Genomic DNA, 14,795 nt, shown 5'->3' with positions numbered 1-14,795 from the left:
CGGGCGACGATGTGAGGGGGCCCGATGGCTGCAGTGGGCATGAGCCGTGCCGAGGCGGTTGCGCTTGTCCAGCGGATCATGGATGTGGACTACGCCTTCGAGGAGGAGGCGGACGGCTGGCTGGAGGCGCTGGACAGAGCGCTGGCATGCCCGACCGGTCACGTCGGCGACTTGATCTTCTGGCCGGCGGGGCGGGAGCTCTCGGCCGACGAGGTGGTCGATCAGGCGCTGGCCTACCGGCCGATCGCCTTGTGAGGACGGGCAGTGGGCAGCGGCCGCCCGCCATGGGTCGGCGCGCGGTGCTGATAGGGGGCGGCGCCGCCCTGGTGGCCGCGGGCACGGCGGGATACGCGGGGCGGGACGGACTCGAACGGTGGTGGTGGCGCGTCGCCGGGCGGGAGAGACCGCGTACGGACGGTGAGCTCGATCACGCGGGTGCCGAGTGGGTCGCCGCGTCGTCGGCGAACTGGCGACGGGCGGACCGACCGTTCGACTACGCCGTCGACCGGGTCGTCGTCCACGTGGTCCAGGGCAGTTATGGCGACGCCCTCCGGGTGTTCCGCGACCCCCTGCACAAGGCGGCCGCACATTACGTGGTGCGCAAGGACGGGTACGTCGCCCAGACCGTCCGCGAGCTGGACGTGGCCTTCCACTCCGGCAACCGCGCGTTCAACGAACGCAGCGTCGGGATCGAACATGAAGGGTACGTGGACCGGCCCGGCGGCTTCACGGACGCGATGTACACCGCCTCGGCCCGGCTCACGGCCGGGATCTGCGCCCGCTACGCGATCCCGGTGGACCGGACCCACATCGTCGCCCACTCCGAGGTGCCGGGCACGGATCACACCGACCCCGGGCCGCACTGGGACTGGGACCGGTACCTGCGGCTCATACGGTCGGCCGCCGGGTGAGACCGGTCGACTGTGTGCGCATCCAGGAGAGCGCATGGGTCGTTGGAGTGGGTATGAGGAAATTCGTCACTTTCGGTGTGCTCGGTGCGGCGATGCTGGCCGTGCCGTCATCGGCCCATGCCACAGCCCCAGCCCAAGCCCACGCCCCTGCCGATCCCACCGGCGCGATCCTGGCGCCTGCCTGGAATCTCACCGGGACCGCCGAGTCCACGGTATGTCAGCAAGAACTCGGGGGTGTTCCGGTGGTGAGCCAGTACGCGGGAGTCGTGTCCAGTGTCTGCAAGAGCAGGGGAGACGTCGTCGGCATCGCGCAGAGCTGATACTCCACGCCAGATCGCCCGGCCGGGAGCGCCTGGCCGGGCGGCCTGAAGTTTTCGGGGGCAGGGTGCGGTCCACGCCGTGGCCGGCGTGGGCCCGCGGGTGGAGAACCGGGAGACGGTGTGGGTTTCCTGTGACGGACCGGCTCCCTCCGCTCAGCGCCGTGGCTGGACACGGCGCCGACTCGTACGTGCCCTCGAATCCTCCCTTCCGCTCCTGACGTCCGCGTCCGCCCCGCCGGCTCTTCCGAAAATCCCCGGCCGCCAGAAGGCACGACGACCTGTTCCACGCGAAGGGGTTCCGGCTCAATCGTGATCGGGGGACTTTCGTCCGCTCGTGCGATGGCGTGAAGCTGTCCGTTCTCAGCTTCGGATGTCGGAAGAACGGCGGATCTGGCACATGTCCTCGACGACCTGGACGCGGGATTCACCTGCCACCCGCCACAGATCGACGCCGCCATCGGACGCATGCACCAGCTGGAGGTGCTCGCCGACCGCGTGCTCGACCAGCAACTGGCCGAAGGGGTCCACGCGGCGCCGACCTTCGAGCTCAAGCCGTACCGCACCGTGCTCGTGCGTCTCCCGAGCCACTAGCACCCGCCCCCATCGCAGGAAGCGAGGCAGCAGTGCACGCATCACACCCCAGGACGGGCGTGTGGCTGGTCGGCGCGAGAGGCTCCGTGGCCACCACCGCCGTGGTCGGAGCCGCGGCGCTGCGCGCCGGGCTCATAGCGCCGACCGGCTGCGTCACCGAACAGCAGGACTTCCCGCACCACCACCTCCCCCCGCTCGACTCCCTCGTCTTCGCCGGTCACGACATCACCGACACACCCCTCCCCAAACGCGCCGCCGAACTCGCCGCGGCCGGCGTCTTCCCCGAGCAGCTGCTCGCGCCCCTGGAGGACGAGCTGACCGCCGCCGACCGGGAGATCCGCCCCGGCTGTCCGGCCGGGAGCACGGCGCCCCAGGAGGAAGCGGCGAACTCCCTGGCCGCCGACATCGCCGCCTTCCGGGACCGGGAACAGCTCGACCGCGTCGTCGTCGTGAACGTCGCCTCCACCGAGCCGCCTGCCACCCCGCACCCCGCGCACCACGACCTCGCCGCTCTCCGGCACGCCCTGCGCACCCGGTCGGACGTGCTGCCACCCAGCTCCCTCTACGCCTACGCGGCCTTCACCGCGGGCTGCCCCTACGTCGACTTCACCCCCTCGCCCGGTGCCCGGCTGCCCGCCCTGGACGAGCTCGCCCGCGCCGCCCGGCTGCCGTACGCGGGCAGCGACGGCAAGACGGGGGAGACGCTGGTGCAGTCCGCCCTGGCCCCCATGTTCGCCGCGCGCGCACTGCGCGTACGGGCCTGGTCCGGCACCAACCTGCTGGGCGGGGGCGACGGCGCGACCCTCGCCGATCCAGAGACGGCGCGCAGCAAGACCGACGCGAAGCGGCGCGGCCTCGGGCACATGCTGGGGCACGCCGTCGAGGGGACCGTGCACATCGACTGCGTGCCCGCGCTCGGCGAGTGGAAGACCGCCTGGGACCACATCGCCTTCGAGGGCTTCCTCGGCACGCGGATGAGCGCACAGTTCACCTGGCACGGCTGCGACTCGGCGCTGGCCGCCCCGCTCGTGCTGGACCTGGCCCGCCTGATGGCCGCCGGACACGCGGCGGGAGCCACCGGGCCGCTCGGAGCGCTCGGCTTCTTCTTCAAGGACCCGGCCGGCCGCACGGAGTACGGCCTCGCCGCACAGTACGCCGAACTGCTCCGTTTCGCCGCGGCACCCGGCGGGACACCATGACGGCGCCGGGGGAGCGGGCCCTGCGGGCCGTACGGACGGCCGCCGAGCTGGTCAGGGCGCCGGCCGCGCTGACCGTACCCGGCGACAGCCTGGCCGGTGCCGCCGCCGCGGGCCGGCCGCTCGGCGCGGCGGCACCGCTGACGGCCCTGTCCTGCGTCGCCCTGTACTGGGCGGGCATGGCCCTCAACGACTACGCCGACCGGAACACCGACGCCGTCGAGCGCCCCGCCCGGCCGATCCCCTCCGGCCGTATCACCCCCGGCGCCGCGCTCGCCCTGGCCACCGGGCTGACCGGCGCGGGTATCGCCCTGGCCGGTGCGGCGGGCGGGCCGCGGGCGCTCGTGGTCGCCGTGCCGCTGGCCGCCACCGTGTGGACGTACGACCTCGGAGCCAAGCGTCATCCCGTGGCCGGCCCGGTGACGATGGCCACCGCACGGGCGCTGGACGTCCTCGCGGGCGCGGGATACGGCGGACTGCGGCGCGCCCTGCCCGCCGCGGCGGTCATCGGGGCACACACACTGATCGTCAGCGCGCTCAGCAGCCGCGAGGTGCACGGTGCCGGGGCGGGGCTGCTGTGCGCCACGATCGCCGCGACCGGGGGCGTCACCGCCCTGGCCGCCGCGCCCGGCCCGCACCACGGCGGCCTCCAGGGCGTGACGCGGGCCGGAGCGCTCGGCCTGTACGCGGCGGGCTTCGCCGGGGCCCAGGCCACCGCGGGCACGCACCCGCGCCGGGTACGGCGCGCCGTCGCCGCGGGCATCGCCGGTCTGCTGCCGCTGCAGGCGGCATGCGCCGCACGCGCGGGCGCCATGCCGGTCGCCGCCGGCCTTCTCGCCGGCCTGCCACTGACGCGCCGCCTGTTCCGGAAGGCGTCACCGACATGAGCGAGCCCCGCCTCCGCTTCGGCTACGGCACCAACGGCTTCGCGGGCCACCGGCTGACCGACGCCCTCTCCGTCCTCGCCGGACTCGGCTACGACGGTGTGGCGCTCACCCTCGACCACTGCCATCTGGACCCCTTCGCGCCCGGTCTCCCGCAGCGCGTCGCCGCCACCGCGCGGCAGCTGGACCGGCTCGCTCTCGCCACCGTCGTGGAAACCGGCGCCCGCTACCTGCTCGACCCCTGGCACAAGCACAGCCCGACCCTCCTCGACGACGAGCCGCAGCGCCGCAAGGACTACCTCTCGCTCGCCATGCGCGTCGCCGCCGACCTCGGCGCGGAGGCCGTCTCCTTCTGGAGCGGCGCACCCGCGCCCGGACTGCCCCCGCGGGTCGCCCGCGAGCGGCTGCTGCGGGGCTGCGCCTGGGCCGTGGACGAGGCCGAACGCACCGGCGTGGTCCTGGGCTTCGAGCCGGAACCGGGCATGCTGGCCGACACCCTGGACTCCTACTTCGAGCTCAGCCGCAGGCTCGGCGACCCGCCGCGCTTCGGGCTGACCCTGGACATCGGCCACTGCCGGTGCCTGGAGGACACCCCCGTGCCCGACTGCGTACGACGGGCCGGGCCGCGCCTGGTCAACGTCCAGATCGAGGACATGCGCCGGGGCACGCACGAGCACCTGGAGTTCGGCCAGGGCGAGATCGACTTCCCGCCCGTCCTCGACGCCCTGGCCGACGCCGGATACCGCGGCCTGACCAGCGTCGAGCTGCCCCGGCACAGCCACGCCGCGCCCACGCTCGCCGCCACCTGCCTGGCCTTCCTCCGGGACGCGGCCGCACGCAGCCCCCAGGAGACGCGATGAACTTCGGCAACGCCGCCCCGGTCGCTCTCACCGACCTCCGCGCCGAGCTGGCCGTACGCCTCGACCCCACCGCCACCGCCTGGCTCGACGCCGCCCTCGCGGAAGTGGCCGCCCAGCCGGCGGCGCTGCACCGGCGGTTCCCCGAAGCCGCCCGGCGCTGCGGCCGTACCGTCCTGCGGCGGGACCACGCGCCGGCACCCGGCGGCACACCGCCCGAAGCCCTCTCCTGGACCCTGGACGACGCCGTCCGCACCCTCCTCCTCGCCGCCGTCCGCGAAGACGGCGCCGCACTCGCCGGCCGGGCCGCGGCCGTCTACCACGGCGGGGACGCCGCCGAACGGCGCGCGGTGCTCCGCGCGCTCGGCGTGCTCGACCCCGGGGACCAGGCGGTCGCCCTCGCCGCCGACGCCCTGCGCACCCACGACGACCGGCTGGTGGCCGCCGCCCTAGGCCCGTACGGAACCCGCCACCTCGATCCGCACACCTATCGCCACGGCGTCCTCAAGTGCCTGCACCTGGCGATCCCCCTGCACGCCGTCGCCGCGCCCGGCCGACGGGCCGACACCGAGCTCGCCCGCATGGCCCGCGCCTACGCCCGCGAGCTGGCGAGCGCCGGACGCCCGGTCCCCGCCGACCTGTGGCTCCTCACCCGACCGCCCCACACCTCAGGGAACCCATGCGCATCTTCGACCCGCACATCCACATGACCTCACGCACCACCGACGACTACGAAGCCATGCGCGCCGCCGGCATCCTGGCGGTGGTCGAACCCGCCTTCTGGACCGGCCAGCCGCGGACCAACCCCGGCAGCTTCGCCGACTACTTCGACTCCCTGATCGGCTGGGAACCCTTCCGCGCCGCCCGGTTCGGCATCCGGCACCACTGCACGCTCGCCCTCAACCCCAAGGAAGCCAACGACCCCCGCTGCACCCCCGTCCTCGACCTGCTCCCCGGCCACCTCGCCAAGGACCAGGTCGTCGCGGTCGGCGAAGTCGGCTACGACTCCCTCACCCCGCAGGAGGACCACGCCCTCGAAACCCAGCTGCAGCTCGCCGTCGACCACGGCCTGCCCGTGCTCGTCCACACACCGCACCGCGACAAGGAAGCCGGCACCCGGCGGACACTCGACGTCCTGCGCGACAGCGGCATCGATCCCGGCATGGTCCTCATCGACCACCTCACCGAACTCACCGTCGCCCAGGTCGCCGACACCGGATGCTGGATGGGCTTCTCCATCTACCCGGACACCAAAATGGACGCGCGGCGCATGGTCCGGATCCTCGCCGAACACGGAACGGACCGGATGCTCGTCAACTCCGCGGCGGACTGGGGCCGCAGCGACCCCCTGGCCACCCGCCGCACCGCACAGGCCATGCTCGACGCCGGCTTCACCACCGACCAGACCGACCAGGTCCTGTGGCGCAACCCCGTCGCCTTCTACGGCCAGAGCGGACGCCTCGTCCTGCCCGACGACACCCACGACCCCGGCGACAGCACGAGCCCCCCACCCGGCCAGGACCCCGCCGCCACCTACCTCGGCAACTCCATCCTGCGCGGCCGGTGACCCCGCCCGCACCCACCCGCAGAACGGACACCGATGCGCCTGCGCCACCCCGACGGCAGCACCGTCCACCTCGCCTACTGCACCAACGTCCACCCCGCCGAGGACCTCACCGGCATCCACCACCAGCTCGCCGCGTACGGCGAACCCGTACGCGACCTGCTCGGCACCGGCCGCCTGGGCCTGGGCCTGTGGCTGCCCCACGACGCGGCGAGCACCCTCGACACCGACCCCGCCGCCGTGGCCCGGCTGCGCGCCGAACTCACCGCACGCGGGCTGGAGGTGGTGACCCTCAACGGCTTCCCGTACCGCGGCTTCCACGAACCGGTCGTCAAACGCGCCGTGTACGCACCGGACTGGACCGACCCCCGCCGGCTGGAGCACACCCTCCGGCTCGCCCGCGTGCTCGCTGCCCTGCTGCCCGACGACGCCGCCCGCGCCAGCATCTCCACCCTGCCGCTCGGCTGGCGCACCCCCTGGACGGCCCGGCACCGCGACAGAGCCCGGCACGCCCTGGACCGGCTCGCCGAGGGACTGGCCGGCATCGCCCACCGCACCGGCCGCCACATCCGCGTCGGCCTCGAACCCGAGCCGGGCTGCGCCATCGCCACCGTCGAGGACGCCTGCACCGGACCCGACGCCCTCGACGGCGTCGACACCCGGCACATCGGCGTCTGCCTGGACGTCTGCCACCTGGCCGCCGACTTCGAAGAACCCCGCACCGCCCTGCGCCGGCTCGACGCCGCCGGCCTGCCCGTCGTCAAGGCCCAGCTCTCCAGCGCCCTCCAGGCCGACGCCCCGGCCGACCCGGCCGTCCGCCGGGCACTGGAGACCTTCCGCGAACCGCGCTTCCTGCACCAGACCCGGGCCCGCGCCCTACCGCGCCCCCACCGCTGGGACGACCTCGCGGACGCCCTCGACGACCCCGCCGGGCAGGGCACCGGCCCCTGGCGGGTCCACTTCCACATCCCCGTGCACACCGAACCCGAACCACCGCTCACCTCCACCCGATCCGTCCTCGCCGCCACCCTGCGGGCCCTCGCCGCGGGCCCACGACCGGTCACCGACCACCTCGAGGTCGAGACCTACACCTGGTCGGTCCTGCCCGGCGCCGCCCGCCCCACCGGCCCCCGCGGACTGGCCGAGGGCATCGCCGCCGAACTGGACTGGGTACGCGGCCAGTTGCGGACCCACGGACTCCGGGAGGAAACCCCATGACAGTCCCCGCGACCGGCCGCCCCAGGCCCCTCCTCGTCCTCGACGTGGCAGCCCTCACCCCCCGGCTGCTCCGGCACATGCCACGCCTGCGCGCCCTCGCCGGCGGCGGCCACATCGCACCCCTGCGCCCCGTCTTCCCCGCCGTCACCTGCTCCGTGCAGTCCAGCCTGCTGACCGGCCTGGAACCGGCCGGCCACGGCATCGTCGGCAACGGCTGGTACTTCCGTGAGCAGGGAGACGTCCTGCTGTGGCGCCAGCACAACCGGCTGGTCGCCGGCGAGAAGGTCTGGGAGGCCGCACGCCGCGCCTTCCCCGGCTACCGCGTGGCCAACGTCTGCTGGTGGTACGCCATGGGCGCGAGCACCGACATCACCGTCACCCCCCGCCCCGTCTACCACGCCGACGGCCGCAAGTCCCCCGACTGCTACACCGTCCCGGCCGGCCTGCGCGACGAACTCACCGACCTGGCCGGCCCGTTCCCCCTCTTCGACTACTGGGGCCCGAACGCCTCGATCGCCTCGACCCGCTGGATCGCCGGCGCCGCCCGGCACCTCCTGCGCACCCGCGACCTGGACCTGACGCTGGTCTACATCCCGCACCTCGACTACGACCTGCAACGCCACGGACCCCGCTCGCCCCAGGCCGTCGCCGCGGCCAAGGACCTGGACACCGCCCTCCACCCACTGCTGCGGGACGCCCTCGACCGCGGCATGACCGTCGTCGCCCTGTCCGAATACGGCATCACCCCCGTCAGCCGCCCCGTCCACATCAACCGCGCCCTGCGCGAGGCCGGCCTGCTGACCGTGCACACCCAGGCCGGCATGGAGTACCTCGACACCTGGACCTCCCGCGCCTTCGCCGTCGCCGACCACCAAGTGGCGCACGTGTACGTCGCCGACCCGGCCGACCTCCCCCGCGTCCGGGACATCCTCGGCACCCTGCCGGGCGTCGAACACGTCCTGGACGAGGCGGGCAAGGCCCGGCACGGCATCGGCCACCCCCGCTCCGGCGAACTGGTCGCGATCGCGGAACGCGACGCGTGGTTCACGTACTACTACTGGCTGGACGACGCGCGGGCCCCGGACTTCGCACGCTGCGTCGACATCCACCGCAAACCCGGATACGACCCGGCGGAACTCTTCCTCGACCCCGCGGACCGGCTGGTGCGGCTGCGGGCCGCCGCCGCACTGGTCCGCAAGCGGCTCGGACTGAGGTACACCCTGTCCGTCGTACCGCTCGACGCGACGTACGTACGGGGCAGCCACGGCCGGCTGCCCGACGACCCCGACGACGGGCCGGTCCTGCTCTGCTCCGACGGCGCGGCCACCGCGCGCGAGAACTACCGCGCGACGGACGTCCCCGGCCTCCTCCTGGAACTCGCCCGTCCGGCCGCCGTACGGGCCCTGTGACCTCATTGGTCCGGACCTGACCACGCAGCACATTCCGGTGCGGGATGGGGGATGTGTAACGTTCGGCGTGCGTGACAGCCGTTGACGGGGGTGCGAGGAGGGGGCAATGAGCGGGATAGTGGTCTATCTGCCGCAGGGGAGCGGTGACGCCGGTGCGGAGGGGGAACCGTGCGCTGACGCGGTGACGTTACGGCTGGGCCCGGGTGAAGTGGCACGCTTCGGGAGAGGGTCCGCCACGACCCCGGTCGAACTCCGCCTCGCCGACGCGGCGATCTCCCGGCTGGCCGGCGAGATCCGCGTGACCGACGATCACTGGCAGCTCAGCAACCACAGCGCGACCCAGAGCTACCTGGTGGAGAACCCGGAAGGGGCGGGGGAGTACCTGAGGGTGCCACCACGACGCGCCGGAGCACCCATCCCCTTCGAGTTCTCCCGGGTGGTGCTGCCCACCCGCGGCAGCACCACGGTCGCCTTCCAGGTGTTCGCGCCCGACCACGTCTACCTGGACCCGGACGGCGTGGGCGGCCAGTGGGGAAGCCGCACGGTCACCGCGTACTCCCTGGACGAGACGGCCACGTACTTCCTCGTACTGGTCGCGCTCTGCGAACCGCGGCTGCGCGACGAGTCGCCGGTCGCCGTGCCGACCACCCCCCAGATCGTCGAACGGCTCAGGGGACACGCCGCCTGCGGCCCGCTGACGGCCCGGGCCGTCAGCGCGCACATCGACTACCTCGCCGACGAGAAGATGCGCATCAGCGCCCCCGCCGGCTCCGAACCCCGCCGGGAAGCACGCCGGAACGGCAAGCGGGAGGCGATCGTCGGACTCGCGCTGCGGTTCGGACTCGTACGGGAGGAGCACCTCGCGCTGCTGCCGCCCCGCGCCCAAGCGGGCACCCAGGAGCGGGAGACGGCGCGATGAGCCGCGGAATCGCGGGCAGCGGAGGCATAGCCGGGTACGGCCAGGGGACCGGGGGAGGGGACGGTGCGAGAGCCGTACGACACCTCGGGAAGTGACGGCGTGGAGCCGCTCCCGCGCGGCTACCGCGTCGGCCGCTGGGAGGTCACCGCGCCGATCGCGGCCGGCGGCTGGGCGACGGTCTACGCGGGACGCGCGGTCGACGACGGCCCGGGCGGCGCCGGCCGGACCACGGACGACGAAGACGTCGCGCTGAAGTTCCTCCTGACCGAGGGGCTCGCGGCGCGCCAGGCACGCAAGATCGCGGAAACCGCCCGGCGCGAAGTGGAATTCGGCCGCCGCACCCGCCATCCGAGACTGATCCGCCTGCTGGACTCGATCGTGCTCAGCGAACCGGGCCACCCGTTCCTGGACGGCGCGATCGTGCTGGTCATGGAGCGTGCCCAGTGCAGTCTGCGCGACCGGCTCGATGCCGCCGTGACCACGGCCGAAGGCGCCCGGCTGATCACCGAGGTCTGCGAGGGCCTGGCACACCTGCACGGCACCGGCTGGGTGCACGGCGACCTCAAACCCGACAACGTCCTGCTCATGGCCGACGGCTCCGTCAAACTCTCGGACTTCGGGCTCGTCACGGAACTGACCGGCACCCACGGCTACGCACCCCCGATGGGCACCTTCGACTACCTCCCGCCCGAGCGCTGGAAGGCCCCGCTCGGCGAGCACGGCGTACGGGTCCGGCCGAGCGCCGACATCTGGGCCCTGGGCATCATGATCCACGAGGTGTTCGCGTCCGGCACCTCGCCGTTTCCCGGCGCCACCCCCGTCGCGCGCGCCGCCGCGACACAGGAGTACGCCGACGGGCGCGCCCCGCTGCGCATGGACAACGCGGTACCGCCGTTCTGGCGTGAGCTGGCCGCCGACTGCCTGGCACCCACCCACACCGCGCGTGCCGCGCACACCGCCAAAAGTCTCCTGGCGCGCATCACCGCCCGCCAGGAGACGGAAACAGCAGCCGACGGGGAGGCGGGACGGCCCGCCGGCGACCGCGGGAGCGGGCGCCCGGCGGCAGGGCGGCGGCGAAGAACCCGTGCCGCCCTCGTGGCCCTCGCGGTGTGCGGGGCCCTCGTGGCGGGCTGGTCGTACGCCGTACGCGACGGCGGATCCGCCTCGGCGGCCGCACCCGGCGAAAGCGCAGCCGAGGCATCGGCCGGCACCCGGGCCGAAGCCGCCGGCCGGATCCGGGTGTTCAACGCGGAACAGCGCTGCACCGACCGCACGGACCGGGACCCGGAGTGCAGCCTCGGCCTGGCGATCGATCCTCTGCGGCCCTACACCATCGACAACGTCGTACCGACCCGCGTATGGCACGGGGACGTCCTCGCCGTCGACTGCCACTTCCCCCAGGGGGTGTCCATCGTCGACGAGCTGGGCACGTGGTCCGGCCAGTGGTACCGCGTCCGTCTCCCGGCCGGTTCCGCACGGCCCACCGCATGGCTGCCCGCCGTGCGAACGAAGGACCGCCCCGCGGTCCCGCAGTGCCCGCGTCCCACACCCGCACGGTGAGGGCGCGGGGAGCCCCCGGAGCGCTGAACTCACCGCCGTGAGGCACACGTCTGTCTCCCGAGTCGGCGGTGGATGCCGGGGTTCACGGCACACAGAGGTCTACCGGAGATCGCCGGCCGCTGTCACCCCGGATCGTTCCGGATGCCGTGCCCCGGAGCTTCGCGGCTACCTTGCGGGCCGTCGGTCCCCGGACCGGTGAGTAACCCCGAGCCTTCCCACCCCAAGGTGATTCCGATGCAAAGGAGCAAGAACGTGCGTGGTGCAGCTGCACGTCGCTCGAGACGCGGAACAGCGGTTCTCCTGGCCCTGGCAGCCGTGTCCGCCCTGGGCAGCCCCGCATGGGCGCAGAGCGCGGACGGAGTGCCCGGTCCTCTGGGGCACCCCAGGACGGCCGAGGCGTTCTGCGGTGTCCCCTCCGAGCGGGACATAGCGGTGACCCGGAAGGTCTACGAGGTCGGCCAGCGCCTGAACGTGTCCGACAAGGTGATGCTCGCCGGCTTCGAGACGGGCTGGGTCGAGTCGCACATGAACAACCTGAACTGCGGGGACCGCGACTCGCTCGGTGTCTTCCAGCAGCGTCCGTCGCAGGGCTGGGGTTCGCGTGAGCAGATCCTGGACGTCGACTACGCGGCGAACAAGTTCTTCGAAGTGGCCCTGCAGATGGAGCCCCGCATGGAGGGCAGCACCGCCGGGCAGCTCGCCCAGGCGGTCCAGCGCTCCGCCTACCCCGAACGCTACGACCAAGTGGAGGGTCACGCCCGGGCGATGCGGGACGAGGCGTTCCAGCCGTACGGCACGATCGGGGCGAAGTACGACAGCCTGGGCGGGCACGGCGGCCCGCTCGGCCCGCCGGTACGCGCCGAGGAAGCCTCCGCCTTGGGCGGCCGCTTCCAGCTGTTCCGCAACGGGATCGTCATCTGGCACCCGGACGCGGCCTACGCGATCTACGGCGACATCCTGAGCAAGTTCTGGGCGACGGACGCCGAGCGGCGCTGGGGCTTCCCGACGATGGACGAGGCCGATGCCGCGCAGGCCCCCGACGGAACCCGTGGCCGGTACCAGTTCTTCGAACGCGGGCTGTTCCTGTGGTCCCAGCAGACCGGCGCCCACCCTGTCCACGGGGAGATCTACAAGGCGTTCCACGAGGCCGGCCATGAGAAGGCGCTGGGCTATCCGCTGACGGACGAGATGGACGAGGCGGGCGGCGGTAAGGCCCAGAAGTTCCAGAAGGTCACCATCCACTGGAGCCCCGCCAAGGGCACCTGGACCACCCCCAACAACTGAACAGGGGACAGCCATGAGATCGCCGATCATTCAGCGCGTGCTGGGAGCGGTGGCCCTGACCCTGGCGGTCATCGCGGCCACGCTCTGCGCGGCACCGGCCGCCGGCGCGTCGGAACCGGACGGGTCGATCGGACGGGGCGAGGTGATGGACCGCGCGTGGTCGTGGGTCGCCGAGCAGGTCCCGTACAGCCAGAGCGGCTGCTACCGCAACCAGTTCGGCTGCTATCGCCCGGACTGCTCGGGCTTCGTTTCGATGGCCTGGCACCTCGGCTCGTCCCAGACCACCTGGGCACTGTGGAACGTCACCTCCGAGATACCCGCGGAAGACCTCCAGCCCGGTGACGCCCTGCTGCGCGACTCGGGCGGCACGGACCACGTGGCGCTGTTCGCCCGGTGGGCGGACGCGGCCCACACCCAGCCGGTGGTGCGCGAGACCTACGACTTCGGGCACGTGGCCGAGGAACGGGTGTGGAGCAACGGACTCCGGGGATTCTCACCCCGCCGCTACAACCGGCTGGACGACCTGATGCCCTACGGCTCGATCAGGGCCAAGTACGACAGCATGGGCGGCCTGGGCAGCGTGCTGGGCCCGCCGGTCAGAGGCGAACGCGACTCCATGATGGGCGGCCGCTTCCAGCAGTTCCAGAACGGGATCATCATCTGGCACCCGGACGCGGCCTACGCGATCCACGGCGAGATCCTGAACAAGTTCTGGGCGACGGACGCCGAGCGGCGCTGGGGCTTCCCGACGATGGACGAGGCCGACGCGTCGGCCGCGCCCGACGGCACGCGCGGCCGCTACCAGTTCTTCGAACACGGGCTGTTCCTGTGGTCGCAGCAAACGGGCTCGCACCCTGTCCATGGGGAGATCTACAAGGCGTTCCACGAGGCCGGCCATGAGAAGGCGCTGGGCTATCCGCTGACGGACGAGATGGACGAGGCGGGCGGCGGCAAGGCCCAGAAGTTCCAGAAGGTCACTATCCACTGGAGCCCCGCCAAGGGCACCTGGACCACCCCCAACAACTGACGGATCACTACTCACTTCCCGACCAGGAGGACATGATGAGCGAGCACCGCCCCACCCGCAGAGGCGTCTTGAAGACCATCGGCGGAATGTCCGCGGCGATGGCGCTGGGCGGCGGTACCGTCCTCGCGACGGCCGCGTCGGCCAGCGCGGCCGGCGACGGCCACGGACTGCACATCGTCGAAGCGGGCGAGCAGGACCCCCGCATGTGGTACTACCGCTTCGAGACCGCGGCGATCGGCTGGAAGCCTGCCGTCAACGTCCTGCTCCCCGACGGCTACCACACCAGCGGACGCCGCTATCCGGTCCTGTACCTGCTCCACGGCGGCAAGCAGGACTTCATCACCTTCGACCGCGAGGGCGTCCGTGAGTGGACCGCCGGCAAGCCGATCATCGTCGTGATGCCCGACGGCGGACAGACGGGCTGGTACTCCAACCCGGTCAGCTCCAACGTCGGCCCCCGGAACTGGGAGCACTTCCACATCTCCCAGCTGATCCCGTGGATCGACGACAACTTCCGGACCTACGCCGAGTACGACGGCCGGGCCGTCTCCGGGTTCTCGATGGGCGGCTTCGGCGCGCTGAAGTACGCGGCCAAGTACTGGGGCCACTTCGCCTCGGTGAGCTCCCACTCCGGCCCGGCCAGCCTGCGCCGGGACGGCGGCCTGGTCGTCCACTGGGCGAACGTGACCTCCGCCCTGGACCTGGGCGGCGGTACGGTCTACGGCGCGCCGTTCTGGGACCAGGCCAGGGTCAGCGCCGACAACCCGATGGAGCGCATCGAAAGCTACCGCAACAAGCGGATCTTCCTGGTCGCCGGCACCAGCCCCGAGCCGGTGGACTGGTTCAGCCGGATCAACGAGCCCCAGGTGCTCGTCGGCCAGCGGGAGTTCCGCGGCGCCCTCGACCGCGCCGGGATCCCGTACGAGGCGCATGAGCAGCCCGGCGGTCACTTCATCCGCAAGGACATGATGATCCGCGACATCGACGGCATCATCGACCGCCTCCGCAAGGCGTAGGAACCGCGGGGCGCGGGGACACGGCCCCTTCCCCGTCGC

Annotated in this window: 16 protein-coding genes; all 16 read left to right on the top strand. The window is 72.8% G+C overall.

Translation table 11 applies throughout. The features are described 5' to 3' along the window. The first annotated feature begins 24 nt into the window (after positions 1–24). The 16 genes from ABZ956_RS21240 (at position 25) to ABZ956_RS21165 (ending at position 14,756) form a co-directional block, all read left to right on the top strand. Positions 25–255 carry an e9imm peptide gene (locus ABZ956_RS21240; RefSeq protein ID WP_361895739.1) on the top strand — a complete coding sequence of 77 codons (231 nt, stop codon included), beginning with the start codon at positions 25–27 and terminating at the stop codon, positions 253–255. A gap of 29 nt (positions 256–284) precedes the next feature. After that, a complete protein-coding gene (locus tag ABZ956_RS21235; protein ID WP_361895989.1) occupies positions 285–911 on the top strand; it encodes an N-acetylmuramoyl-L-alanine amidase in 627 nt (208 codons plus the stop codon). Between the two features lie 53 nt (positions 912–964). Next, positions 965–1,231 (top strand): hypothetical protein, encoded by a 267-nt coding sequence (locus tag ABZ956_RS21230; RefSeq protein WP_361895736.1) that lies wholly within the window; start codon positions 965–967, stop codon positions 1,229–1,231. 465 nt (positions 1,232–1,696) lie between these two features. After that, complete coding sequence (locus tag ABZ956_RS21225; RefSeq protein WP_361895733.1) at positions 1,697–1,822, top strand: hypothetical protein; 126 nt, start codon at positions 1,697–1,699, stop codon at positions 1,820–1,822. Between the two features lie 32 nt (positions 1,823–1,854). Then, on the top strand, positions 1,855–3,021 hold the full coding sequence (locus tag ABZ956_RS21220) for an inositol-3-phosphate synthase (protein WP_361895730.1): 1,167 nt from the start codon (positions 1,855–1,857) through the stop codon (positions 3,019–3,021). Beyond that, the gene (locus tag ABZ956_RS21215; RefSeq protein WP_361895727.1) at positions 3,018–3,905 is read left to right on the top strand and encodes an SCO3242 family prenyltransferase; all 888 of its coding nucleotides are present in this window, start codon (positions 3,018–3,020) and stop codon (positions 3,903–3,905) included. Before ABZ956_RS21220 ends, ABZ956_RS21215 begins: the two co-directional genes overlap by 4 nt. Continuing rightward, on the top strand, positions 3,902–4,762 hold the full coding sequence (locus ABZ956_RS21210) for a sugar phosphate isomerase/epimerase family protein (RefSeq protein ID WP_361895724.1): 861 nt from the start codon (positions 3,902–3,904) through the stop codon (positions 4,760–4,762). Before ABZ956_RS21215 ends, ABZ956_RS21210 begins: the two co-directional genes overlap by 4 nt. Continuing rightward, on the top strand, positions 4,759–5,469 hold the full coding sequence (locus tag ABZ956_RS21205; protein ID WP_361895720.1) for an EboA domain-containing protein: 711 nt from the start codon (positions 4,759–4,761) through the stop codon (positions 5,467–5,469). The genes ABZ956_RS21210 and ABZ956_RS21205 overlap by 4 nt, the downstream gene beginning before the upstream one ends. Further along, a complete protein-coding gene (locus tag ABZ956_RS21200) occupies positions 5,439–6,326 on the top strand; it encodes a TatD family hydrolase (protein ID WP_361895717.1) in 888 nt (295 codons plus the stop codon). Before ABZ956_RS21205 ends, ABZ956_RS21200 begins: the two co-directional genes overlap by 31 nt. A 33-nt stretch (positions 6,327–6,359) precedes the next feature. Continuing rightward, positions 6,360–7,541 carry a metabolite traffic protein EboE gene (gene eboE, locus ABZ956_RS21195; protein ID WP_361895714.1) on the top strand — a complete coding sequence of 394 codons (1,182 nt, stop codon included), beginning with the start codon at positions 6,360–6,362 and terminating at the stop codon, positions 7,539–7,541. Continuing rightward, entirely contained in the window at positions 7,538–8,950 is a 1,413-nt protein-coding gene (locus ABZ956_RS21190; protein ID WP_361895711.1) for a nucleotide pyrophosphatase/phosphodiesterase family protein, read from the top strand. The genes eboE and ABZ956_RS21190 overlap by 4 nt, the downstream gene beginning before the upstream one ends. 106 nt (positions 8,951–9,056) lie before the next feature. Next, on the top strand, positions 9,057–9,869 hold the full coding sequence (locus ABZ956_RS21185; RefSeq protein WP_361895708.1) for a serine/threonine protein kinase: 813 nt from the start codon (positions 9,057–9,059) through the stop codon (positions 9,867–9,869). Between the two features lie 63 nt (positions 9,870–9,932). Beyond that, positions 9,933–11,429, top strand: coding sequence for a serine/threonine-protein kinase (locus ABZ956_RS21180; protein WP_361895705.1), 1,497 nt, complete (start codon positions 9,933–9,935; stop codon positions 11,427–11,429). A 234-nt stretch (positions 11,430–11,663) separates the two neighbouring features. Then, positions 11,664–12,713, top strand: a complete 1,050-nt coding sequence (locus tag ABZ956_RS21175; RefSeq protein WP_361895702.1) for a hypothetical protein — start codon at positions 11,664–11,666, stop codon at positions 12,711–12,713. Between the two features lie 13 nt (positions 12,714–12,726). Next, positions 12,727–13,740: a hypothetical protein gene (locus tag ABZ956_RS21170; protein WP_361895699.1), complete on the top strand. Its 1,014-nt coding sequence runs from the start codon at positions 12,727–12,729 to the stop codon at positions 13,738–13,740. 35 nt (positions 13,741–13,775) lie between these two features. Beyond that, positions 13,776–14,756 (top strand): esterase family protein, encoded by a 981-nt coding sequence (locus ABZ956_RS21165; protein ID WP_361895696.1) that lies wholly within the window; start codon positions 13,776–13,778, stop codon positions 14,754–14,756. Positions 14,757–14,795 lie beyond the last annotated feature (39 nt).

Origin of the sequence: Streptomyces sp. NPDC046261, from assembly GCF_040646235.1 — a bacterium.
Lineage (GTDB): Bacteria > Actinomycetota > Actinomycetes > Streptomycetales > Streptomycetaceae > Streptomyces.
The sequence above is the reverse complement of the archived record's forward strand: the minus strand, read 5'-3'. Positions and strand labels throughout refer to the sequence as shown.

Excerpts from the sequence above, each read along its gene's own strand:
- ABZ956_RS21240 (WP_361895739.1), top strand. The coding sequence starts at position 25 with ATGGCTGCAGTGGGCATGAGCCGTGCCGAGGCGGTTGCGCTTGTCCAG.
- ABZ956_RS21235 (WP_361895989.1), top strand. The coding sequence starts at position 285 with ATGGGTCGGCGCGCGGTGCTGATAGGGGGCGGCGCCGCCCTGGTGGCC.
- ABZ956_RS21230 (WP_361895736.1), top strand. The coding sequence starts at position 965 with ATGAGGAAATTCGTCACTTTCGGTGTGCTCGGTGCGGCGATGCTGGCC.
- ABZ956_RS21225 (WP_361895733.1), top strand. The coding sequence starts at position 1,697 with ATGCACCAGCTGGAGGTGCTCGCCGACCGCGTGCTCGACCAGCAACTG.
- ABZ956_RS21215 (WP_361895727.1), top strand. The coding sequence starts at position 3,018 with ATGACGGCGCCGGGGGAGCGGGCCCTGCGGGCCGTACGGACGGCCGCC.
- ABZ956_RS21210 (WP_361895724.1), top strand. The coding sequence starts at position 3,902 with ATGAGCGAGCCCCGCCTCCGCTTCGGCTACGGCACCAACGGCTTCGCG.
- ABZ956_RS21205 (WP_361895720.1), top strand. The coding sequence starts at position 4,759 with ATGAACTTCGGCAACGCCGCCCCGGTCGCTCTCACCGACCTCCGCGCC.
- ABZ956_RS21200 (WP_361895717.1), top strand. The coding sequence starts at position 5,439 with ATGCGCATCTTCGACCCGCACATCCACATGACCTCACGCACCACCGAC.
- eboE (WP_361895714.1), top strand. The coding sequence starts at position 6,360 with ATGCGCCTGCGCCACCCCGACGGCAGCACCGTCCACCTCGCCTACTGC.
- ABZ956_RS21190 (WP_361895711.1), top strand. The coding sequence starts at position 7,538 with ATGACAGTCCCCGCGACCGGCCGCCCCAGGCCCCTCCTCGTCCTCGAC.
- ABZ956_RS21185 (WP_361895708.1), top strand. The coding sequence starts at position 9,057 with ATGAGCGGGATAGTGGTCTATCTGCCGCAGGGGAGCGGTGACGCCGGT.
- ABZ956_RS21175 (WP_361895702.1), top strand. The coding sequence starts at position 11,664 with ATGCAAAGGAGCAAGAACGTGCGTGGTGCAGCTGCACGTCGCTCGAGA.
- ABZ956_RS21170 (WP_361895699.1), top strand. The coding sequence starts at position 12,727 with ATGAGATCGCCGATCATTCAGCGCGTGCTGGGAGCGGTGGCCCTGACC.
- ABZ956_RS21165 (WP_361895696.1), top strand. The coding sequence starts at position 13,776 with ATGAGCGAGCACCGCCCCACCCGCAGAGGCGTCTTGAAGACCATCGGC.